Source organism: Microcella sp., assembly GCF_025808395.1.
GTDB lineage: Bacteria > Actinomycetota > Actinomycetes > Actinomycetales > Microbacteriaceae > Microcella.
Genome location: NZ_CP075524.1, coordinates 2179804 through 2201721 on the forward strand (window position 1 = coordinate 2179804; position 21918 = coordinate 2201721).

General features: G+C 67.6%; 16 protein-coding genes. 7 read left to right on the forward strand and 9 right to left on the reverse strand.

What is annotated here, in order from left to right; genetic code table 11:
* The first annotated feature begins 28 nt into the window (after window positions 1-28).
* A complete protein-coding gene (locus KIT89_RS10675) occupies window positions 29-1045 on the forward strand; it encodes a sugar-binding transcriptional regulator (RefSeq protein ID WP_297601374.1) in 1017 nt (338 codons plus the stop codon).
* Here the strand turns inward: KIT89_RS10675 and KIT89_RS10680 are convergent.
* From KIT89_RS10680 to KIT89_RS10695, 4 genes are all read right to left on the reverse strand, one after another.
* Window positions 1022-1690 carry an aspartate/glutamate racemase family protein gene (locus KIT89_RS10680; protein WP_297601377.1) on the reverse strand — a complete coding sequence of 223 codons (669 nt, stop codon included), beginning with the start codon at window positions 1688-1690 and terminating at the stop codon, window positions 1022-1024. The two genes, KIT89_RS10675 and KIT89_RS10680, sit on opposite strands and share 24 nt — an antisense overlap.
* The gene (locus tag KIT89_RS10685) at window positions 1687-2598 is read right to left on the reverse strand and encodes a carbohydrate ABC transporter permease (RefSeq protein ID WP_297601379.1); all 912 of its coding nucleotides are present in this window, start codon (window positions 2596-2598) and stop codon (window positions 1687-1689) included. Before KIT89_RS10685 ends, KIT89_RS10680 begins: the two co-directional genes overlap by 4 nt.
* Window position 2599: 1 nt before the next feature.
* Entirely contained in the window at window positions 2600-3481 is an 882-nt protein-coding gene (locus tag KIT89_RS10690) for a carbohydrate ABC transporter permease (RefSeq protein ID WP_297601381.1), read from the reverse strand.
* Window positions 3482-3552: 71 nt separating this feature from the next.
* Window positions 3553-4872, reverse strand: coding sequence for an ABC transporter substrate-binding protein (locus tag KIT89_RS10695; RefSeq protein WP_297601384.1), 1320 nt, complete (start codon window positions 4870-4872; stop codon window positions 3553-3555).
* Between the two features lie 250 nt (window positions 4873-5122).
* On the opposite strand from KIT89_RS10695, the gene KIT89_RS10700 reads away from it, so the two are divergent.
* Genes KIT89_RS10700 through KIT89_RS10710 form a run of 3 tightly spaced genes read left to right on the forward strand, consistent with a single transcriptional unit; the run spans window position 5123 to window position 9637 of the window.
* Entirely contained in the window at window positions 5123-7105 is a 1983-nt protein-coding gene (locus KIT89_RS10700) for a beta-L-arabinofuranosidase domain-containing protein (RefSeq protein WP_297601387.1), read from the forward strand.
* The gene (locus KIT89_RS10705; protein ID WP_297601390.1) at window positions 7102-8358 is read left to right on the forward strand and encodes a RuBisCO large subunit C-terminal-like domain-containing protein; all 1257 of its coding nucleotides are present in this window, start codon (window positions 7102-7104) and stop codon (window positions 8356-8358) included. Before KIT89_RS10700 ends, KIT89_RS10705 begins: the two co-directional genes overlap by 4 nt.
* Entirely contained in the window at window positions 8351-9637 is a 1287-nt protein-coding gene (locus tag KIT89_RS10710) for a four-carbon acid sugar kinase family protein (protein WP_297601391.1), read from the forward strand. The genes KIT89_RS10705 and KIT89_RS10710 overlap by 8 nt, the downstream gene beginning before the upstream one ends.
* A gap of 7 nt (window positions 9638-9644) precedes the next feature.
* Here the strand turns inward: KIT89_RS10710 and KIT89_RS10715 are convergent, their stop codons facing one another.
* From KIT89_RS10715 to KIT89_RS10735, 5 genes are read right to left on the reverse strand one after another with little or no spacing between them, the layout of a single operon-like run.
* Window positions 9645-12620, reverse strand: coding sequence for a glycoside hydrolase family 2 TIM barrel-domain containing protein (locus tag KIT89_RS10715; RefSeq protein ID WP_297601394.1), 2976 nt, complete (start codon window positions 12618-12620; stop codon window positions 9645-9647).
* A complete protein-coding gene (locus KIT89_RS10720) occupies window positions 12617-13552 on the reverse strand; it encodes an aldo/keto reductase (RefSeq protein ID WP_297601397.1) in 936 nt (311 codons plus the stop codon). Before KIT89_RS10720 ends, KIT89_RS10715 begins: the two co-directional genes overlap by 4 nt.
* 10 nt (window positions 13553-13562) lie before the next feature.
* Window positions 13563-15077 carry a DUF4038 domain-containing protein gene (locus tag KIT89_RS10725; protein ID WP_297601400.1) on the reverse strand — a complete coding sequence of 505 codons (1515 nt, stop codon included), beginning with the start codon at window positions 15075-15077 and terminating at the stop codon, window positions 13563-13565.
* Window positions 15078-15935, reverse strand: a complete 858-nt coding sequence (locus KIT89_RS10730; RefSeq protein ID WP_297601402.1) for a phosphogluconate dehydrogenase C-terminal domain-containing protein — start codon at window positions 15933-15935, stop codon at window positions 15078-15080. It abuts the gene before it with no gap.
* The gene (locus KIT89_RS10735; protein ID WP_297601404.1) at window positions 15932-16726 is read right to left on the reverse strand and encodes a TIM barrel protein; all 795 of its coding nucleotides are present in this window, start codon (window positions 16724-16726) and stop codon (window positions 15932-15934) included. Before KIT89_RS10735 ends, KIT89_RS10730 begins: the two co-directional genes overlap by 4 nt.
* 115 nt (window positions 16727-16841) lie before the next feature.
* Between KIT89_RS10735 and KIT89_RS10740 the strand changes: the two genes are divergently transcribed.
* The 3 genes from KIT89_RS10740 to KIT89_RS10750 all read left to right on the forward strand — a co-directional run bounded on the left by KIT89_RS10740 (window position 16842) and on the right by KIT89_RS10750 (window position 21869).
* On the forward strand, window positions 16842-17612 hold the full coding sequence (locus tag KIT89_RS10740) for a FadR/GntR family transcriptional regulator (RefSeq protein ID WP_297601407.1): 771 nt from the start codon (window positions 16842-16844) through the stop codon (window positions 17610-17612).
* Between the two features lie 2 nt (window positions 17613-17614).
* Window positions 17615-20425 (forward strand): FAD-binding and (Fe-S)-binding domain-containing protein, encoded by a 2811-nt coding sequence (locus tag KIT89_RS10745; protein WP_297603957.1) that lies wholly within the window; start codon window positions 17615-17617, stop codon window positions 20423-20425.
* Window positions 20426-20600: 175 nt separating this feature from the next.
* Entirely contained in the window at window positions 20601-21869 is a 1269-nt protein-coding gene (locus KIT89_RS10750; protein WP_297601408.1) for a hypothetical protein, read from the forward strand.
* Window positions 21870-21918: the final 49 nt, after the last annotated feature.

The following is a 21918-nucleotide window of genomic DNA, read 5'->3' on the forward strand; positions in this document are numbered from 1 at the left end:
CATCAACATTCGAATGGAGCCTCTTCTCGTGACGACTCGACGCTACGCACCGCCGGTCGATGCGCAGCTGAGGCTGCTCACGAAGGTGGCGCGAATGTACCACGAGCGCGGCATTCTGCAAGCGGAGATCGCCTCGCACTTGAACATCTCTCAAGCCAAGGTGTCTCGACTGCTCAAGCGCGCCGCGGCCGTCGGCATCGTCAGGACGACCGTCACGATCGCACCGGGCCTGCACACCGCGCTCGAAGAAGAGCTCGAGCAGCGGTTCGGCATCGCCGAGGCCGTGGTCGTCGACGTCGACCCCGAGGCAGACGACCGCGAGATCTTCTCGGCGATCGGAGCGGCCGCCGCCACCTATCTCGAGACCACCATGAGCGGTGATGAGAAGGTGGGCATCGCGTCATGGAGCCAGACCCTGCTCGCGACGGTCGACCGCATGCGGCCCCTGCCGAGTCGCGGCGCAACCGATGTCGTGCAGCTGCTCGGTGGCATCGGCGTGCCCGAAGTGCAGAGCCAGGCACATCGACTCGTCGATCAGTTCGCTCGCATTCTCGGCGCGAACCCGGTCTACGTGCAGGCCCCGGGCATCGTGCAAGACAAGCAGATGCAGCGCCGACTGATGCGCGACCCGGCCCTGGCCGACGTCGGCCGGCGGTGGAAAGAGCTCACCACAGCCGTGGTCGGCATCGGCAGCATTCAACCCTCTGACCTGCTCGCGGTCAGCGGCAACGCCTTCTCTGCCGATGAGACAGAGAGCCTCGTGGCTGCTGGCGCGGTGGGCGACATCTGCCACCGCGTCTTCAGACTCGACGGATCTCTCATCACCGGCGACATCGATGACCGCACGGTGTCGATTCCGGTCGACGACTTCCGGGCCATCCCGCGGCGCATCGGGGTCGCCGGTGGATCACGAAAGCTCGCCCCCATCTTGGGCGCTCTGAACGGCCGCTGGGTGACGACGCTCGTGACCGACGTGGTCACCGCCGAGGCGCTGCTCGCCGACGAGCGTGCCGACGACGCGTCAGCGAGCGAGGAAGTCGCCTAGGCGGCGAATGCCGAGCTCGAGGCTCGTGAGCACAGGCACCTCGACGCTCACCGTGTCGGCGGCACCAGCCATCGAGGCCTGAGCGAGTACGATGACGTCACTGTCAGCACTCGCGGCGACAATCGCGTCGCCGACGAGTCGGTCGTGAGTGGCGCGGTCGCCGCTCACGATGGCCTCGAAGGCGCCGTCGACGACGACACCTGTGATGGTGGGGCTCGTGCCCAGCAGCGCTGCGCGCTCATGCAGCAGCGCGGTCGTCGGCGCACTGGTGGTCGCGAGCGTGGCGATCACCGTGATGCGGCCTCCCTCTGAGACGGCAGTATCTGCCATCGCCTCGTCGATGCGCAGCACCGGAATGCCGACGGCGCTTTCGAGTGAGGCCGCGTAGCCAGAGATCGACGAGCACGTGAGCATCACCGCCTCGGCCCCCGAGCTCTTCGCGGCCGAGACCAGGTTCTCGAGCCGGGCGCCGACCGACTCGCGCGACTCGTCGGCGCCCAGGTCGGCGACGATGCGGTCGTCGAGGTAGTTCACCGCGACGACATCGGGCAGGTGCTCGGCGCGCAATCGTGCGACCGGTTCGATCACGACGGCGCCCGTGTGCACGAAGGCCACTCTGGTCGATGCTGGCTGCGACATGGTCATCCCTTCAGTGAGCCGGCGGCCAGGCCCGCCATGATCTTCTTGTTCAAGAACGCGAAGATGATGAGCAGCACGATCACGTTGATGCTGATCGCGGCGAAGAGCGGGCCGTACTGCTGCGTGCCGTACTCGTCGCGCAGGCTCAAGAGCCCCACCTGGATGGTGGCGAGGTTGCGGTTGGTCGTGAACGTCAGGGCGATCAGCAGGTCGTTGAACACGCTGAAGAACTGGATGAGCCCGATCGTGAGCATCGAATTGCGCATGAGCGGCAGCCCGATCACGAAGAACGACCGCAACGGGCTCGCACCGTCGACCGTCGCCGCCTCGAAGATCTCTCGAGGCACCGACCTGAAATAGGCCGCCATGAGGAACGTCGTCAAGGGCAGGCCCATCACGGTGTAGGTGATGATCATCGGCAGCAGCGAGTCTGTGATGCCGAGACGGAAGTAGGCGATGAAGAGCGGAACCAGAATCATCTGCCCCGGCACCATGATGCCGGCGAGCACGAAGAGCAGAGTGGCCCGACGACCCTTCCAGATCATGACCTCGAGCGCGTACCCGGCAGCGACGCCGAAGAAGATGATGAGCGCCACCGAGGGGATCGTCACCAGGATGCTGTTGCGGTAGTTGATCGCCACGTTGCCGCGAGTGAACGCATCGACGTAGTTGTTGAAGTTGAAGAAGTTCTCGGGCAGCGCCCACGTGGGGTTCGTGAAGAACTCGGTCGGCGTCTTGAGCGACCCGAGAATGAGCCACACCTGCGGGTACAGCACGATCACGAGCACGACCGTGACGATGATCCAGACGGGAATGCGGCGTGCGAGGCGAATGGCGCGACGGCGTCGAGCGCCGACTCGCGTGCCGCGAGGCTGGCCAGAGGGGCGCGAGGCGTCGGTGATGGCGGTAGTCATATCAGTCCTCCACTCGCTTGCTCGACGACCGGAAGACGGCGAGTGTGAACACGAGGCACAGCACGGTCAGGACGAGCGCGAGCATGCTGCCGTAGCCGTAGTCGGCATATTCGAACGCGGTGCGGTACATGAAGAGCGTGAGGGGGGCCGTGGTCGTGCCAGGGCCGCCGTTGTTGAGGGCGAGGAGGCTGTCGAAGACCTTGAGCGTCGAATTGAGGCTGAAGATCACCGACGCCAGAAGAATGGGCATCGAGAGCGGAATGATGATGTGCCGCACGAGTCGCAGCCCGCTGGCACCGTCGATGCGCGCTGACTCGATGACCTCTTCAGGAATGTCGAGCAGGCCGGTGTAGAGCAAGACGGCGTAGAAGCCCATCGAGCTCCAGAGCGACATGACGATGGCCACCGTCATGGTGCCGATCGTCGAGGCGAGAAACTCGACGCTGTCGAACCCGAAGGCGTTGAGCAGATCGTTGATGGGGCCCTGGTTCTGGCCGACGGCGACGAAGCTGCGGAAGAGCAGGGCGACCGCGACGGTGGGCAGCACCATCGGAAAGAACACCGCAGTGCGCACGAAGGCCGAGCCCTTGCGCAGGATGAAGACGTACATGAGGGCCAGCAGGTAGCCGAAGGTCACTTGCGCAATCGTGACGATCACCGCGAACGAGACGCTGATCCACAGCGAGTGAATCGCGCGGGTGTCAGTGGCGAAGGTCGCGAAGTTGTCGAAGCCGACGAACGTGAAGCCGCGCAGAGTGTTGCCTGAGAAGAACGAGAGACCCAGCGACCACGCGCTCGGCACCACCTTCAGCAGTACGTACGTGCCCAGTGCGGGAAGCAGCAAGATGAGAACCGTCTTGCGATCTCCGAATACTCGGTTCATGATCGATGCCTACTCCTGTCATGGCAAGGCCCGGCCGCACCCCAGGGTCGCGGCCGGGCCTTGCGTGTCACCTATCGGTTCGAGTCGAGGCTCGACTGCAACTCGGTCATGTACTGCTCGGGCGTCATCTGCCCGGTCGTCAGCAACGACACGTTCGACGACGCGAGCGAGTTCGACTCTGAGTCGAAGAGCGCCTCGAACCAGAGTACGGTCTGCTCGATCGTGGTGATGGTCTCTTGCACGGCGGCGGTCGTGGCAGGCACGCCCGTCACGTCTGAGTTCACCGCGAAGCCCGAGATGACCCCGGCGCTCTCGAGAGCCTGCGCACCGTAGTTCTCGGTGATGCAGACGAGCCAGTCGGCAACCCGCGAGTCGTAGGTCTCGGGGTTCACCGCGTGCGCGGTGCCGGCGTTGGCAGCCCAGTGGTTGATGTCGCCTGCGCCGCCGCTGACACCGGGGAACGGCATGAGGCCCACGTTCTCGGCGCCGATCTGGTTCTCTTCAGCGTTGTTGATGTTGCTCAAGAACCACGATCCGTCGTACTTCATGGCGGCCTGCCCCGACAAGAACGCCGCGTTGGCGGCTGCGGGCTCAGTCGAGATGAAGCCTTCACCGAAGTAGCCGGCCGCTGCCATGTCGGCGAGCGCTTGCGCGCCAGCCAGGTACTCGGGCTCGGTGAGCTCGCGGTTTCCGTCGCGCACGTCGATCATGGCCTCGGGGCCGACGTTGCGGTGGATGTACATGCCCATCAGTCGAGTCAAGGGCCAGTTGGCCGAACCCGGCATGGCGAACGGCTGGTAGCCGGCGGCCAGCAGAGCGTCGCTTGCCGCGATGAGCTCGTCGAAGGTCTGGGGCTCAGAGATGCCCACCTCTTCGAAGATCGCCTTGTTGTACCAGATGCCTTCGATGTTGTATTGGTACGGCAGCGAGACCATGTGACCGTAGACGTTCTTCACGGTCGACGCAGCGGCCGGAAGCACGTTGCCCCACGCGCCCGCCTCGGTCAGAGCCTGCTCGAGGTCGAGCACGAGGTTGGCCTGCCCCAGGTCGCCGCTCGGGCGAACCTGTGCGGTGCCGGCGATGAAGTGAGCGGGCAGTGCGCCCTGGCTCGCGCGCAGCGTGATGGTCTGCACGGTGTCGGCCTGCGCAGTGGTCTGGTGCTCGAGCGGCAGCACCTCGTTTTCGGCTGCGCACTGGTTCGCCGCGAGAGCGTCGAGCTGGTTGCGCAGGTTCTCGTTCTCGTTGGCACTGAGCACCGTGAACGACTCGAGGTTGCTCAGGGTGTCGTCGCCACCTGGTTCGCTGGTCTCGGCGCACGCAGCGAGCGGCACGACCAGAGCGAGAGAGAGACCTGCCGCGAGCGTGAGCCGGCGGCTGTGTCGGATATTCATGCGTCCTCCTTGACGGCGGTCGTCGCGGGCGTCGACCGGATGTGATTGTGAACCTTCGGGAGTGACAGTAGGCGTCTTCGGCGCCTGTGTCAACAGTCAGTGTTGCATATTCATTCACTCCGCCCCATGTTACTGAATATGCATGCAGGCTTGCGCAGACATTCAGGTGCTCCTATGCTGATCCCGCTCGCAGTCGCGCGCAGCGTCGCCCGTCAGACAGACTGACCTCGACGCAGGAGGGAACCTTTCGATGCCGACCACCAAGCAAGGGCGCTCGGGCCGCACTGGATCGAACGCGACGGTGCGCTTCAGCAGCGGGTTCTGGGCCGGCGTGCAGCGTCGCATCGGCGAGACCACGGTTCCCGCCATGGGCAACGACCTCCGCGACGACTCGGTGAGCCCCGCCTGGCGCAACTTCCGCATCGCTGCGGGGCTCGATGAGGGCGCCCACGCTGGCCCTCCCTTTCTCGACGGCGACTTCTACAAGTGGCTCGAAGCCGCACTGAACGAGTACGAGGTGCGCCCGACCGATGCCCTCAAGTCGATGATCGACGAATCGGTCGAGCTCATCGCGAGCGTGCAGCGTGACGACGGATACCTGCACACTCCGACCCTCATCGCGAGCCGCACTGCCGAGGGTGCCCTCGCCCTCGCCGACCGCTTTCACTTCGAGACCTACAACCTCGGGCATCTCATCAGCGTAGGTGTGCGGCACTTCGAGGTGACCGGCGAGCACTCTCTGTTGACGGTGGCACGCGCCGCCGCTGGCTTTCTGCAGCACCTCGCCGACGACAAGCCCCTCGAACTCGCCCGATCGGCCATCTGCCCCTCGCACTACATGGCGGTCATCGAGCTGTACCGAGCGACGGGCGAAGACCAGTACCTTCGGCTCGCCGAGAAGTTCGTCGAGGTTCGCGACGACTTTCAGGGCGGCGACGACAACCAAGACCGGCTTCCGGTGCGCGAGCAGAAGACCGTCGCCGGCCACGCAGTGCGCGCCAACTATCTCTACGCAGGGCTCGCCGACCTCGTGAACGAGACCGACGACGACGAGCTCGAAGCGGTGCTCGTCGGGCTGTGGAACGACGTGGTCGACACGAAGCTCTACATCACGGGCGGGTGCGGGGCACTCTATGACGGGGCATCGCCCTACGGCTTTCCGTGGCAGTCAGAGATCTCTCGCGTGCATCAGTCGTACGGTCGCCCCTACGAGCTGCCGAACACGACAGCCCACAACGAGACGTGCGCCAACATCGGCATGATCTTCTGGAGCGAGCGGATGCTCGCGCTCACCGGTGAGGCTCGCTACGCCGATGTGATCGAGCGCATCGCCTACAACAGCCTGCTCTCGGGCGTGAGCCTCGCGGGCACCGAGTTCTTCTACACCAACCCCCTTCGTCAGGTGCGAGAGCTGCCGTTCGCACTGCGCATGCCCGGCGACACGAACCTGCGACCGATTCCCGACCCTCCGCCCTCAGACGCGCGGCTGCGTCAGCGGTACATGTCGTGCTTCTGCTGCCCGCCCAACGTGGCCCGCGTGCTCACGCGGTTTCACGAGCGAGCGGCAGCGGTCACGAGTGACGGAGTGCGCTTCACCCTCTACGGCGGCTCGACCGTCGATGCCGAGCTCGAGCCGGGTGCGAGAGTGCGGCTCACCGAGGTCAGCGACTACCCCTGGAACGGCACCGTCACCGTCACGGTCGACGAGGCGCCCGATCGCGACCTGCGTGTCGAGCTGCGGGTTCCGGGTTGGGTGACCGGCGCCACCGTCAGGGTCAACGACGAGGTGCCCACGGCTGTCGAGAGTTCGACCTACGCGGTACTCGAGCGTCGGTGGCAGGCGGGCGACCGCATCGTGCTCGAGCTTCCGATGCCCGCACGAGTGCTGCGTGGTCACCGGCTCGCCGAAGACGTGACCAACCAGGTCGCTGTCGTGCGCGGACCGCTCGTGTATGCCGTCGAGAGCCACGATCTGCCCGAGGGCCTGCGGGTCGAGCAAGTGGGCCTTCGTCGGTCGGCGGTGTTCTCGCCGATCACCGTCGATGTGGCCGGCCACGAGCTCGTCGCGCTCGAGGGCACCGCGGTCGCCCTCCCGCCCGCGGGCACCGAGCTGTACAGCGATGTGCCGCACGACGCCGTCGACGAGTTCGCCGTCAGGCTCATCCCCTACTTCGCGTGGGGCAATCGCGGCCCGTCGGAGATGTCGGTGTGGATGCCGGTGGTGTGGTCATGAGCGCCCAGCATGTTCTCGCCACCTACGAGATCGAAACCTCGCTGCCTCTCGAGCACGCCGCCGAAGCTCTGGCCGGCGAGCAATCGACTGGCACCTTCATTCGGGTTCAGCGCGAGAGTGACGACCTGCGAGCGCGCTTCGCGGCCCAGGTCGTGTCGCTCGACGAGCTGCCGCTGTCGGGCCAGACCCCGCTGCCCGGCTTCAGAGGCGACGCCCACGCGGTGCGCCGCGCGCGGCTCGTCATTCGCTTCCCGCTCGACAACTTCGGGCCATCGCTTCCCAACCTGTTGGCAGCTGTTGCGGGCAACCTGTTCGAACTGCGCGAGATGGCTGGCATCAAGCTCATCGACCTCGATCTTCCGAGAGCGTTCGCAGAGCGGTACCCGGGCCCCGCCTTCGGCGTGCCGGGCACTCGTCGACTCATGTCGCGCGACTCGGGAGCCATGATCGGCACGATCATCAAGCCGAGCATCGGCTTGGCTCCGAGTGAGCTCGCCGAGGTGGTCGACGAACTCGTCGGTGCGGGCATCGACTTCATCAAAGATGACGAACTGCAGGCGAATGGGCCGCATGCGCCGCTCGAAGAGCGCATCAAGGCGGTGATGCCCGTCATCGAGCGGCACGCTGACCGCACGGGCAAGAAGGCCATGTACGCCTTCAACATCACCGACGACATCTCACGGCTCGAGCGCAATCACGACCTGGTTCTCGAGAACGGCGGCACGTGCATCATGGTGTGCGCGAACCTCGTCGGCCTGCCGGGGCTCGCGTTCGTGCGAGAGAAGTCTGCCTTGCCCATTCACGCGCACCGTGCGATGCTCGGTGCCCTCATGCGTTCACCTCAGCTGGGCTTCGGCTACACGGCCTGGCAGAAGCTTGCTCGCCTCGCCGGCGCAGATCACCTGCATACGAACGGCCCGCGCAACAAGTTCTATGAGAGCGACCCAGAGGTGTTCAACTCGATCGCCGACGTGCGCCGACCACTGCTCGACTTCGAGTCGACGGTTCCGGTGCTGTCGTCGGGGCAGTGGGCGGGCCTCGCTCACGAGACCTACGCGGCCGTCGACACGACCGACCTCTTGGTCATGGCGGGCGGTGGCATTCACGGCCACCCCGATGGCGCGGTTGCCGGGGTCGAGAGCATGCGCACGGCGTGGGACGCCGCGGTGAGCGGCGAAGACTTCGCAAGTGCTCTCAGCAGGTCGGTGCCCTTGCGGCGAGCAGTGGAGGCGCTGGGCGGCATTCGTGCCTGAGAGCACCGTCGCCTACTACGGTGATGACCTCACCGGCAGCGTCGACGTGCTGCTGCAGTTCGCCCTCGAGGGCTGGACGGGTCGACTGTTCGTCGGGCGGCCAGACGCTGACCGCTTGCGCGCGGCGGCCGAGGCCGTCGACGTGGTGGGCATCGCCGGCATCGCTCGGTCGCTGCCGACCGAGCGGCTCGATGACGAGGTGCGGCCAGCGCTGACCGCGCTTCGCGAGCTCGAGCCCGCGATCGTGCAGTACAAGGCCTGCTCGACGGCCGACTCGTCGCCCGAGATCGGCAGTCTCGGTCGCGTCGCCGAGATCGCCGGGTCGGTATTCGGGGGGGATGCTGTTCCGGCACTGTTCGCGCAGCCCGACTTCGGGCGGTACACCGTCTTCGGCCACCACTTCGCGGCCGAAGCGGGCCGCGTCTACCGGCTCGATCGCCAGCCGACCATGTCGACCCATCCCTCGACTCCCATGAACGAGTCGGATCTCACCGTGCACCTGGCTCACCAGACGGCTCTGCCCGTCGAGTCGATCAGTGTGACCGAGATCGGCGACTCGCGCGCATTCGCAGAACGCCTCACCCGCGAGCACTCGGTGCTCGTGATCGATGCGGTCACCGATGAGCACCTGCTGCTCATCGGCGACGCGCTCTGGCGTCGCGCGGAGCTGTCGTCACCCCTGTTCGTGATCGGCTCGGGCGGGCTCAGCTCGGCGCTCGCGCGGTCGCGTTCTCGACTCGCGAGCACCAGCCCGCCGCTCGGCGCTCTGCCCGACGGCGACGGCCCGGTGCTCGTGGTCTCGGGCAGCCGCTCGCCGCGCACGCGCGAGCAGGTCGAGCATGCGCGCGACGCCGGATGGAGCATCCTGACCCTCGAGACCCACGCTGCCGAGGCGACGGCCCTGAGCGCCCGCGTGATCGCAGAGCTCACCGCGGGTCGAGACGTGGTGGTGAGCGCCGAAGGTGCGCGCCTCGACCTCGAGACTGGCGTGCCGCCCCTCGAGCAGATCGCTGAGGCGTCGGCGCGCATCGTGCGCGACGCGGTGCACGCGACGGCGACACGGCGCGTGATCGTGTGCGGCGGCGACACCTCGGGCAGGGTCACAGCAGGGCTCGGCATCGCGTCGCTGCGCATCGGTGCGAACCCGATCGGCAACGTCGTCGTCTGCATCGCCGAGGCCGAGGCTAGCCCCGTCGACGGCCTGCAGCTGCTGCTCAAGGGCGGGCAGGTCGGCCCGGTCGATCTCTTCACGCGCATCAAGCACCTCGACGCACCGTAGCGGCGCGTCAGGCGAGCAGCCTGATCGTCCACTCCGCGGGCTCGAGCGGCACTCGGTACTGCTCGGGCAGCGCCGGCCCGACAGACGCCGAGCCGAGACCCTGCTGGCGCTGGTCGAGGTTGAGCCAGACGTGACCCGAGTCGCGCAGCTCGAGGGGTGACCGCGCGTCGGCGAGCTGCTCTGAGGTGTGCCGTCTGGCGGTGACGTCGATGAGCGGTGCACCTTCGATGCGCAGGGCAGGCACGCCGAGCCCCTCGAGGGCGAGCCATCGCGTGCGGCTGCGGTTGCCGTTCTCTTGGGGCGTCGGGTAGGGCACCGCGAGGTCGTCGATGTCGGCCGCGTAGCGCCCGACCCGCGAACCCTCGATCGAGTCGACGTAGGTCTCGCCCGGCCCGTGACCGAACCACTCGACTCGGGTGTAGCCGGCCGGCAGTCGCCACCGGGAGCCGAGCCGTGGCACGACGATGTCGCGCGCGCGGTGCGGGGTGGGGCTCCACGGCCCCTTAAACTCGACGCGCATCGTGAGCTCGAGCCCGCCGTCGATGGCACGCCAGCTCGCGGTGTGCTCGACTCGGTGCGGGTGGGCGGCGGCGCCCGTGCGGGTCACGACCTCGAGGCTCTCGCCGGTCAGGGTGACGCGCTCGGTGCGGTGCACGAGTCGGTCGAGCCCCACCGCCGTCCACACCGCGGCGAGGTCGTTGCGGCCACCCTGCCCGCGGTCGTTCTCGGTGGGGGCGCGAAACAGGTCGAGCCAGGGGCCTTCGACGGGTGCGCCGCCGAGCTCGAGCAGCCGGCCGCTGTCGCGGTCGAAGAGCGCCCCACCCAGGGCGATGCCGTCGTCACCGCTCGGTCGGCGGGTGACGGTGCGCGCGGGCGGGGGCGCCGCACGTGCTGGCGCCGCGGGCAGCTCGAGGTCGGGCATCCGGTGCTGCGCCCACGCGACGACGTGACCCGCCGCTGCCCAGGGGGCGTCGTCGCGCGTGCGCGCCTCGACGGTCAGCCAGACTTCGCCGCCCTGGGCCGCCTCGGTGTCGAAGGTCGGCAGGGCACAACGAGACTCGCCCCCGGCGAGTGCGGCGGGCATCGGCAGTTCTGCCTGCGCGAGCCGCTCGCCGTCACGGTCAAGCGTGCAGGTCACTCGAAGGTCGGCGGTGTCGCGAGCGTGCCGTTGATTGCGCAGCACGAGGTCGCCGCCGTCGATCGTGAGTCGCACAGGCTCGAAGGCCTTCGCCACTTCGGCGAGCGCAGGGCTCGGAGTGCGGTCGGCGAAGAGCAGGCCGTCAAGGCAGTACCGTCCGCCGTTCGGCCGATAGCCGTCGACATCACCGCCGTGCATGACCCGTTCGCCCGGCAGGTCGGGGCGGTCGAAGCCGTGGTCGATCCATTCCCAGATGAATCCGCCGCTCAGGCGAGGGTGGGCGTCGAAGATTCGCTCGTAATCCTGCAGCGAACCCGGCCCGTTGCCCATCGCGTGCGCGTACTCGACGAGCACGAACGGCAGCGTTCGACGTCGGGCATCGTCGTCGTCGCTCACGCCGTCGGGGCGCGGCTCGTCGCCACGGCCGATGAGCTCGAGCGCCTCGAGCGAGGGGTACATGACGGCGTAGAGGTCAGAATCTCGATAGCTGGGGTCGCGTTCGTACAGAATCGGCCGGCTGCCGTCGATGCTCAGGATGCTCTCGCGCAGCACCTCGAACCCGCGACCCGCGCCGCTCTCGTTCGCCATCGACCACATGACGACGCTCGGGTGGTTCTTGTCGCGGTGCACCATGCGCTCGAGTCGCTCGGCGAGCATCGGGTACCACTCGGGCTCGTCGGGCGGGTTGCCCTGCCAGCCGGCGTAGATGAAGCCGTGGGTCTCGAGGTCGCACTCGTCGACGACCCACAGGCCGTACTCGTCGCACAGGCTCAGAAACTCGGGGTGCGGGGGATAGTGGCTCGTGCGCACGGCGTCGATGTTGTGCTGCTTCATGAGCTCGATGTCGCGCACCATCGTCGCGCGGTCGAGCGTGCGGCCCGTGCGGGGGTGATGCTCGTGGCGGTTGACGCCGCGAAAGCGCAGCGGGCGGCCGTTGGCGAGCAGCACTCCGTCGGCGATCTCGATGCGCCTGAAGCCGATGGCGAGCTCGATGGTCTCGTCGCGAGTGCTGAGCGTGCCGCGATACAGGCGCGGAGCATCCGCGCTCCACGGATGCACCGGCACGCTCGCTGTCTCGCCAGCGTCGAGATCGAGGCTCAGCTCGGGCACCGCGATGCGTGCCGCACTGCCGTCGCCGACGCTCACGTCGACGCGCAGCGTGCCGAGGCCCGTCGCGGGGTCGAAGTCGGCGTGCACGTGGTGATCGTCGATGGCGGCCGCCGGCCGGGCGAGCAGGTCGACGTCGCGGAAGATGCCGGGTAGCCACCACTGATCTTGGTCTTCGAGATAGGTGCCGATCGACCAGCGGTGCACGCGCACGCACAGCACGTTGCGGCCTGGCCGCACCGTGACGTCGAACTCGGCGGGCAGCCGACTACCCGTCCAGTGACCGAGCTCATGCCCGTTGAGCCAGGCCTTGGCGCATGAGTCGACGCCGCGAAAGCGCAGCACCGCGTGCGTGCCGAAGCCCTCGGGCACGTCGAACGCGAGCCGGTAGTCGCCCGTGGGGTTCTCGTGCGGCACTCGAGGCGGGTCGAGCGGAATCGGGAGCGCCGTGTTCGTGTAGAGCGGACCCTCGGCGTCGCCGCGCAACGAGCGTGCAGGGCCGCCAGCGAGGGGAGTGATCTCTTCGAGCACCCAGTGCGAGGGCACGGCGATGGCATCCCACTGCGCGTCGTCGACGTCGTCGGCGAGAAACTCCTCGCCGGTGCCCGCGGTGGTCGGGCTGAGCCGAAAGCGCCAGTCGCCGTTGAGGCTCAGCCGGGGTGCATCACTGGGGGCGTCGGCGCGAGGTCGGCGCGTGCCGACGCTCGGCCCGATGCGCTCCCAGTAGGCGTCGTTCACGCCCCGGCACCGGCGAAAGGCGAGGGGGCGGGGCCGAGATCGGCGAGCTCGCTCCACACTTCGTCGGGCGGCACCGCAGCGGCCATGGCCTCGAGCTCGGCCATGCGCTCGGGCCGCGAGATGCCGACGACGGTCGTGTCGACGAGCGGCGAGCGCAGCGAATGGTGCAACGCCACGGTGCGCAGCTCGACGCCGTGTCGCGCGCACACGGCGCGAGCCGAGTCGAGCCACTGCTGCAGGCTGCTGTCGATCTCGCGGTAGCCGTAGCGATCTGCTCGACCCGCCCCCAGAATGCCCCCACCGAAGGGCGCCGCGTTCATGACGCCCATGCCGAGCGAGCGGGCCTTCTCGAACAGCTCACGGGCGTCGCTGTCGACGATCGTGAACCGGTTGTGGCTCAGCAGCACGTCGAGGGCTCCCTCGTCGACGAATCGCTCGAGCAGCGGCAGCGGGCCTGCGGCGATGCCGATCGCTCGAACGAGACCCTGCTCCTTGAGCTCGCGCAGGCCCTCGACCGCTCCGCCGGGGGCGAGCGCCTCGTCGATCGTGACGGTGTACGGGTCGTGCAGGTGCAGCAGTTCGAACCGCTCGAGCCCGAGCCGTTCGCGGCTCTCGTCGAACGAGCGCCAGACCCGGTCTCGATCGAAGGCGCCGGTCTCGGGGTCGCGGTCGACCTTGGTGATGATCGTCGGCAGGGCGTCGCCGGTCGACTGCCGCAGTGCATCGCCGAGCACCTCTTCGCTGCGCCCGCCCGCGTACTCGTTCGACGTGTCGATCGCACGGAACGGGCCGGTGAGCATCGCCGCGGCGAGGGCCAGGGCATCCGCGTCATCGATGCCGCGACGGGTGTCGCGCCCGAGGCCCGAGGTTCCGAGCGTGATGGCGCTCACGGGCAGGCCTGAGGCGCCGAGGGTGCGGGGTGCATTCGTCATGGGGTCTCCGTCAGTCGACTCGAGTGATGAGCAGGGCGAGCGCTTCGCCCGCCGGCAGGGGTACGGGTTCGCTCGCGGTCGCGAAGGCGTCGTTGCGGCGAACGTCGTCGAGCACGAACCGGCCCTCGACGGGCGTGCGCGTCATGTTCCACGTGTCGATGATGGTCACCTCGAAGGCGTCACCGGGCTGAAGCCGGTCTCCCGTGTTGCCCTGCGGCAGCCTGAAGACCCACTCGGCAGGCGCCGAGCGGCCGAGGTACTGCACGTACTGCTGCCGGGCGACCCCCGCCACGAAGGCGGGGTCGTCCCACTTGTCGATGGGGTCGAGGCCGGTGACCCAGAGTGAGCGCAGCGTGTCGAGCAGAAAGCGCAACCGCGTGGGGCTCTCGCCCTGCAGGGTGCCGCCCTCGACCATGTGCAGGCCGTCGTCGGGCTTCACGAAGCTCTCGCCGTGCGTGCCGTGGCAGCCAGACACAGTCGTGATCCAGAACCGGTGCACGAGTTCGGCGCCGGTGAGGTTGCCCCAGCGCTCGACCGTGTCGCCCTCGTACTTGAACTCGTCGAGCACGATGGGCTTGCGATAGGCATCGCGATAGAGCACGGCGCGCCCGAAGTCGGCGGGAGCGAGCGCGTTCTGAATCGAGGCGTGCGTGACCCACGGGCGGTTGTGGTCGAACAGCTCGATCCAGTTGTGAATCGAGCGCAAGCGGTCGTAGGGGTCGACCTCGCGCAGCAGTTCTCCCATGGCATCCCACCGAGACCACGGGCGCTGCATGAGGTCGAACTCGTTGCACAGCGACCACCACACGTGCGGGTGCGCGGCGAGCCGGGCGACGAGGTAGCGCAGGTAGATGGCGTCGTCGTCTTCGCTGAGCGCGTCGAGGCCCACACGACCGTTGTCGTACGCATTGAAGATCAGCACGTCGGCCTGCATGCCGCGTGCACCGAGCGCCTCGACCGCGGCGTCGAGTCGGTGAAAGAACTCGGGCACCGGCCGGCGCACGTCGAAGCCGCCGTCGGCATCGTGCTCGAAGGGCAGCAGCTCGGGAATGCGCGGCACGTGGGCGCCCGTCTGCGGAAAGACCAAGAAGCGCAGCTTGGTGAACCCGGCCTCGGCGATCGAGTCGAGCGTCTCGGCCATGAGCTCGTCGCTCTGGTGCATCCAGTTGTAGACGGTCGTGCCGAGGTGCCAGTGCGTCGAGCCATCGGCGTGGGCGAAGTGAAACATGTTCGCGACGCGAACCGGGCCGGGATGCTCGCTCTCGACGACCGTGAACTCACCGGTCGCGCCCGAGAGCTCGGCAGCAGCGCTGCGCGTCGACCACGACCAGCGGCCCGGCCGCGAGGCCGCGATGCGCACGAGATACCGCCGGCCGCCATCCCAGAAACCCGGCACCGAGATGCTCTCGCCGTCGTCGTGCGTGACGAGCGCCGTGACGGGAGCTTCGGCGCCCACCGGCAGAGGCTGCTCAGGGCCGGTGAGCGTCAGTTCGACGACGTCGTGCTGAGCGAACGTGCTCACCATTCAGCGCTCGATGTGGTCGAGGTGCAGCATGCGCGCGAGGTTCTTGTCGAGCTCGTCGTCGCGGAAGACCTTCTTCCAGTCGTCTTTGATGATCGCCTCGCGGCCGTAGTCCATGGCGATGAGGCACGCCTCGCTGAAGGGGTTGTCGCCGCGCAGGGTGTTGGCGAGCGCCACTTGCACGTGGCCGAGCAGAATCGCGCGGGCGGCGGGCTCTGGCACGCCCATGGTCGTGACGGCTTCGTCGAGCGACTCTTTCAAGAGGGCGCCGATCATGCAGGCAATCGTCTCGACGAGCGTCGGCTCGAGCTGCGCGAGCTGCTTGATCGTGACCCAGTGCACGTCGACGACGGGGGCATAGATCGCCCGCACGGTCGTCTCGACGAGGTCGCGCTGGTCGGGGTCGTCTGACTCGACCGCGGCGATGACGTCTTGCGGCGCCGCGATGCCGCCGAAGGTGTCTGCGTATTCTTCGGGCGTCGTGCGCTGCAGAAACACCGAGGGGTGGCACGGGTGGGCGACGGCTTGCGTCACGTCGTCGCGCGTCGTGAGCAGGCCCGCGTATGCGGCGGCGGGGTCGAGGGTCAGCAGGGTGGCGCCGCTGCGCATCTTCGGCACCAGCTCAGCGCTCACGGCACCGAGCGCGAGGTCGGGCACGGCGAGAATCACGATCTCGGCGGCGGCGACCGCGTCGTCGGCCGAGCTCAGCGCGCGGCCTGCTGCGGTGACGCGCTCTTGCCCTACGGGCGAGTTCTCGACGTAGTGCACGGTGTGCTCGGTGCGCTGCAGATTGTCAGAGATGCGCGTCCCCATTTTTCCGCCGGCGCCGATCACGGCGATGGTGCGAGTGGTGCTGGTCATCGGATGCTCCTCAGGTAGTCGAGCGCGCTAGCAGTCCACTCGCGCTCGGTTCGAATCGTGGTCTCGGGGTCGTGCTGCCAGGGCAGCCAGTGCTCGACGATCTCGTTGATGCCCCGCTCGCGCGGAGCGACGGTGCTCAGCAGGTGCGCGTAGTCGTGGCGACCGGTGCCGAGCGGGGTTCCGCTGTAGGTGAAGCCCACCCAACCCTCTTGCCGGGCGAACGCGAAGTCTTTCGCGTGCACGTTGCGCACCCACGGCGCGCACAACTCGACGGCGTCGCGCGGCGACTCGTAGTTGGCGACGACGTTGCCGGGGTCGAGGCAGATGCCGAGGTGCTCGCTCTCGAACGACGCTACGAGGTCGATGAGCACCCGTGTGCCGATGAGCTCGTAGGTCTCGAGGGCGAGCGTCACATCGGCGGCGGCGAAGTCGTCGAGCACGCTCGCGATCGCCTGCCGCGCTGTCTCGACCGAGTCGATGCGGTCGTCGAAGCGGATCATCGAGCGCACGAGTCGCGCGTCGAATCGTTCGGCGAGGCGCAGATACGCCTGCAGGTGCTCGGGTGCCACACCTTTCGTGCCGAGCTCGATCGTGAGCTCGAGCTCGCGGGCGTGGTCGACGAGCCCGCTCAGCTCGCGCTCGTCGGCGCTCGCGATCGACTCGGTGTCGCAGATCTGAAACAGACCGACGTCGAGCGCTCGTGTCGCCGTGAACGCCTCGCGCAGACCGAAGCGCTCGGGGTTGCGGTCAGAGAGCTGCCAGAAGAAGGCGTACGAGCCCAGACCGATCACGACCGGGCCGCCGATCGAGAGAGGGCCGTCGTCGGCACTCGCGCTGCAGTCTTCACTCGGCCCATAGTGGCAAACCGGTTGACCAATTGCAAGCGGCCACGACTAGCATGAGCGCATGGCAGCCCAGGGTGCAGAGGCAGAGCCTCGCGGTGTCGACTCCATCACGAGCGCACTCGGTTCGGCGCAATCGGCCTCGGCGGTCTCGAACGTCGCCACGCGCATGCTCGACCTCTTTCTCAGCGGCGATGTCGCGCCCGGCACGCGACTGCCCGCCGAGCGTCACCTCGCCGAGAGTCTCGGCGTCGGCCGGTCTGCCGTGCGCGAGGCGCTCGCCGCTCTCGAGATTCTCGGCATCGTCTCTGTGCGGCCCGGCTCTGGCACATACCTGCGCGGCAGCGCGAGCGAGTTGCTGCCGCAGACACTGCGGTGGGGGCTGCTCGTGGGCCCGAGCACCACTGATGAGCTCATCGAGTTGCGCTCGGGCCTCGAGATCTTCGTGGCGCGCATGGCGGCCTCGCGAGCCGAACCCGATGCCATCGATAGGCTTGCAGCGCACGTGCAGCACATGCGCGACACGGTCGACGATCTCGCCGAGTTCGCGCGCGCAGACCGAGCTTTTCACCGCGAGCTCGCGCGCACGGCGGGCAACAGTCACGTCATCGATCTGCTGCACGTGACGACGTCGCTGCTGCAGGTCTACGACGATCGCGCCGTGCACGATGCCGACGCGGCAGCACTCGCACTCGCCGAGCACGAAGAGGTGTTCCGCAGCGTCGAAGCGGCAGACCCCGACGCCGCGGCGTCGGCGATGGCGACCCACATGACCACCGCGGCAGCACGCGTGCACGACGAATCGACCGCTCGACGCAGATCGAAGGAGACATGACGATGCCCCTCGCCGGGTTGCTGAGTGCCGTGGCCGACCCCGGCCGTGTGCGCACGGGCGCGATCGACCTCGTGGCCTACGCGAGCGACGCCTCGCACTACCTGCACACGCCCGAAGTGGTCGTCGTCGCCGCCGATGCCGCTGAGGTCGGCGCCATTCTTCGCGCAGCGGCCGAGAGCGGCCGGCACGTCACGTTCCGCTCGGGCGGCACGAGCCTCTCGGGTCAGGCGTCTGGCGACAGCGTCATGGTCGATGTGCGGCAGCGCTTTCGCGGCATCGAGGTGCTCGACGACGGCCGCCGTGTGCGAGCCCAGCCCGGCGCGACGGTGCGACAGGTCAACGCTCGGCTGTCACGGTTCGGCTACCGGCTAGGCCCCGACCCCGCGAGCGAGGTGGCCTGCACGATCGGTGGTGTCGTCGCCAACAACTCGAGCGGCATGGCGTGCGGCATCGACGAGAACACCTACCGCACGCTCGAGTCGGTCATTCTGGTCTTGCCGTCGGGCACCGTCATCGACTCGGCGCACCCCGATGCCGAGCAGCACTTGCTCGAACGCGAACCGGCTCTCGTCGAGGGGCTCATAGCCCTGCAGCGTCGCGTGCGCGAGAACCCCGACTCGGTGTCGATCATCGAGCGGCACTTCGCCCTCAAGAACACCATGGGCTACGGCATCAACAGCTTTCTCGACCACGAGTCGCCGCTCGACCTGCTCGTGCATCTGCTCATCGGCTCAGAGGGCACGCTCGGCTTCGTCGCCGAGGCGACCTTCCGCACCGTCGAAGTGCGCACGCTGCTGGCGACGGGCATCGCGGTGTTTCCGAGCTTGCACGCCGCCACGTCGGCGCTGCCCGCACTCGTGGCGTCGGGCGCGGCGACGCTCGAGCTCATGGATGCGACGTCGATTCGGGTCGGCCAGACCCTCGCCGATGCTCCGGCCGAGATTCTCGGCTTCGAGGTCGGCGACGAGGCCGCGCTGCTCATCGAGTATCAGGGGCGGGATGCTCAGGAGCTCGCCGAGCGCGTTGCACGCGGTGCCGCGGTGCTGCCCGACGCGATGCTGAGGGCTCCGCTCGAGCTGAGCGCCGACCCGCATCGGCGTGCGCGAGCGTGGGCGTTTCGCAAGGGGCTCTACGCCTCGGTCGCGGGGGCCCGCCCGTCGGGCACGACCGCCCTGCTCGAAGACATCGCCGTGCCCGTCGAGGCGCTCGCCGACACGTGCCGCAGTCTGCAAGAGCTCTTCGACCGTTACGGCTACGCCGACAGCGTCATCTTCGGCCACGCGAAAGACGGCAACATCCACTTCATGCTCACCGACCGCTTCGAGGGCGTCGAGGCGATCGGCCGCTATCTCGCGTTCACCGACGACCTCGTCGAGCTCGTGCTGAGCCATGGCGGCAACCTCAAGGCCGAGCACGGCACGGGGCGCGCGATGGCGCCGTTCGTGCGCCGTCAGTACGGCGACGAGCTCTACGAGGTCATGCGCGAGCTCAAGCGCTTGTGCGACCCCGAAGGCATTCTCAACCCGGGTGTCATCATCGACGACGACCCCGAAGCGCACATCCGCAACATCAAGCTCTCGCCGAGCGTCGAAGCAGAGGTCGACCGCTGCGTCGAGTGCGGCTATTGCGAACCCGTGTGCCCGAGCCGCGACCTCACCCTCACGCCCCGGCAGCGCATCGTGGTGCGTCGGGCCGAGGTCGCGGCGAACGAATCGGGCGACGTAGCGCTCGCGGCCGAGCTCGCGAAGGCCTACGACTATGCCGGCGTGCAGACGTGTGCCGCTGACGGCATGTGCGCCACGGCGTGCCCTGTGAGCATCGACACCGGGGCGCTCATGAAACGGCTTCGTCGTGAGAACGCGTCGCCGGTGCTCGCCGCCGGCTGGTCGGCGGCGGCACGCAATTGGGCAACTGTAAGCCGGGTCGGCTCGACGGCCCTCAGTGTCGCCGACGCTCTGCCCGCTGCCCCCATCGTCGGCGTCACCGCCGTGGCCCGCGCCGTGCTCGGTCACGAGACCGTGCCGCGCTACTCGAGCGAGCTGCCCGGCGGTGGCGCCAAGCGCCGATCACTGCGGGGCTCGGTCGGCGGCGCCGCCGATGCGCCCGTCGCCGTCTACCTTCCCGCGTGCGTCTCGAGCATGTTCGGGCCCGGCGGCGAGGGCGGCGGAGCGACTTCGGCGCTCGTCGCCCTGCTCGAGCGCGCCGACGTCTCGGTCATCGTGCCCGAGAGCATCGAAGGGCTGTGCTGCGGCACCCCGTGGTCGTCGAAGGGGTTCAGCGCGGGCTACGACGTCATGCGCGAGAAGGTGCTGCAGAGCATCCTGGATCTCACCGATGGTGGCCGTCTGCCCATTGTGAGCGATGCGAGCAGTTGCACTGAAGGTTTTCACCGGATGCTCGAAGCGAGCGGCACACGCGTCATCGACGCCGTGACGCTCGTTCGTGAGCACGTGCTGCTCCGCGTCGCCGTGACGCAGCGAGTGGGGCGGCTCGCGCTGCACCCCACCTGCTCGACCCGCAAGATGGGCATCGATGGCGACGCGCACGCGATCGCCGCGGCCGTCGCCGACGAGGTCTTCGTGCCGGAGTCGTGGGGGTGCTGCGGCTTCGCGGGGGATCGCGGCATGCTGCACCCCGAGCTCACGGCCTCGGCGACCGCCGATCAGGCGGCCGAAGTCGTGGCGGCCGATGCCGACGTGCACGCCTCGACGAACCGCACGTGCGAGCTCGGCATGACGCGCGCGACCGGTCGCACCTACGAGCACGTGCTCGAGCTGCTCGAGCGCGCGACGCGGACTCTAGACACCGCTTGAGAATGTCTCTACGTTGAGCACTGCTCCACTCCAGTAAGGCTGTCAGGGCGGTGAGCTCTTCTAGCAGTGCTCTTCGCTGTGGAGGAGACACTCGCCGGTTCGCGTTTGCTTTCGCCTGCTGCACGGGCAAGCCGATCGAGAAGTGCGGAACTCAACGAATGCAGGGGTGTAGTTGATGGAGAGTCGACCTGACACTCGCCGCGCGTGGTTGTTGCCTGTCGAGGGCGAGTTCGCGAGGTTCTCGACGATCCTCTACCGGGTCTTGTTTTGGCAATCTGCTCGCGTGGTGTGGGATCAGATCCTTGTGAATCATGACGGTGAAGAGTCGATTCGCGACCGAATTGCCCGTCGAGATGTGACGACTCACTCGCTGGCTCGATACCCGATCGTCGATGCCCCCAAGTGGGGACCTGTGCAGGTGTATCAGCGCGTGTTTCGCATTGACGGCGACCACGAGAAGGCCTTAGGGCAGCGTTCTGATGGCGAGGCCGGAAGCCCTGCCTTCCCCGACCACGAGAAGATGATCCAGGACCACGTCCGAAAGCTTGTGCCCGATGATCTGAATACTGCCGAGCCGATTTCGGAGAGCGAAGTGCTGACGCTTCTCGCAGAACACCGGCACGTTGGCCAAGTTGGGCAACAGGTGGAGGCCGTGGTGCACGACCTGGTCGGACGGGGTGCGACCTACATCATTGGATTCGCGAAGGCGCTCGCGCGATTGATTGACGAACGACAAAGAGCTGCGCTTCTGCCCGAGCAGGAAAGTAAGTCGTCGCTATCGACCGATGTCTTCGCGATTGCCTGGAGTCTGCTTCGCGACAGGCCGATCGATGGGGCCATGATTGACGGCGAAGACTGGGCCTCTGGAGAGTTGTTGCTGAATGCGGCGACGACGGCGTACTTCGATCTCACCGGAAAGAATGTCAATCTCGATCTCGAGCTTCTCGCTGCACTCGAGAGTGCTTCAACGAAGCTGCCCCAGACGCCGCTCTCTGCAGCACCGGCTCCCGGGTCGCTTGCCACACCGGAGAGAGTGGCGGCTCACATCGCGGAGTGGAAGAGGACGTTGGAGTATCAGAGGAAATCGCCAGGGGCGCCGGCGAGTCTGCGTGACGGTGATCCATGGTGGGATCCAGCGATCTTCCGACGGTGGTACACAGTTCGCCTACTCTTCGGAGTGGCTGATCTGATGACCGAGGAGTTGTGGGTCATCTCTTTGCCCGAGATCGGACCGCACCTTCCTCTCGCACCGGGAGTGGTGAGTGTGCGGTACGAAGTCGACTCCTTCGTCGCCTGGCGGGCAGCAATGACCCCCGGAGAGCTGTTGAGAAGCGAGGTGACGAACACAGGCTGGCACCAGAACAATACTGAGGTGCTTAACCTGAAGAGACGATTCGGAGGGACTGTCGAGGAGTACAGGGCGAGGTACGTTGACTCGCTCTGAGCCGAAGAGCTGGTCTGGGAGCCGTGCCTTGAAGCCGCTCGTCTTCGCA

What these genes read in the sequence shown, in the direction of transcription:
- KIT89_RS10730 (WP_297601402.1), bottom strand. Translation starts at nt 15,935, where the DNA reads ATGACCAGCACCACTCGCACCATCGCCGTGATCGGCGCCGGCGGAAAA.
- KIT89_RS10740 (WP_297601407.1), top strand. Translation starts at nt 16,842, where the DNA reads ATGGCAGCCCAGGGTGCAGAGGCAGAGCCTCGCGGTGTCGACTCCATC.
- KIT89_RS10705 (WP_297601390.1), top strand. Translation starts at nt 7,102, where the DNA reads ATGAGCGCCCAGCATGTTCTCGCCACCTACGAGATCGAAACCTCGCTG.
- KIT89_RS10695 (WP_297601384.1), bottom strand. Translation starts at nt 4,872, where the DNA reads ATGAATATCCGACACAGCCGCCGGCTCACGCTCGCGGCAGGTCTCTCT.
- KIT89_RS10685 (WP_297601379.1), bottom strand. Translation starts at nt 2,598, where the DNA reads ATGACTACCGCCATCACCGACGCCTCGCGCCCCTCTGGCCAGCCTCGC.
- KIT89_RS10745 (WP_297603957.1), top strand. Translation starts at nt 17,615, where the DNA reads ATGCCCCTCGCCGGGTTGCTGAGTGCCGTGGCCGACCCCGGCCGTGTG.
- KIT89_RS10700 (WP_297601387.1), top strand. Translation starts at nt 5,123, where the DNA reads ATGCCGACCACCAAGCAAGGGCGCTCGGGCCGCACTGGATCGAACGCG.
- KIT89_RS10690 (WP_297601381.1), bottom strand. Translation starts at nt 3,481, where the DNA reads ATGAACCGAGTATTCGGAGATCGCAAGACGGTTCTCATCTTGCTGCTT.
- KIT89_RS10725 (WP_297601400.1), bottom strand. Translation starts at nt 15,077, where the DNA reads ATGGTGAGCACGTTCGCTCAGCACGACGTCGTCGAACTGACGCTCACC.
- KIT89_RS10750 (WP_297601408.1), top strand. Translation starts at nt 20,601, where the DNA reads ATGGAGAGTCGACCTGACACTCGCCGCGCGTGGTTGTTGCCTGTCGAG.
- KIT89_RS10720 (WP_297601397.1), bottom strand. Translation starts at nt 13,552, where the DNA reads ATGACGAATGCACCCCGCACCCTCGGCGCCTCAGGCCTGCCCGTGAGC.
- KIT89_RS10680 (WP_297601377.1), bottom strand. Translation starts at nt 1,690, where the DNA reads ATGACCATGTCGCAGCCAGCATCGACCAGAGTGGCCTTCGTGCACACG.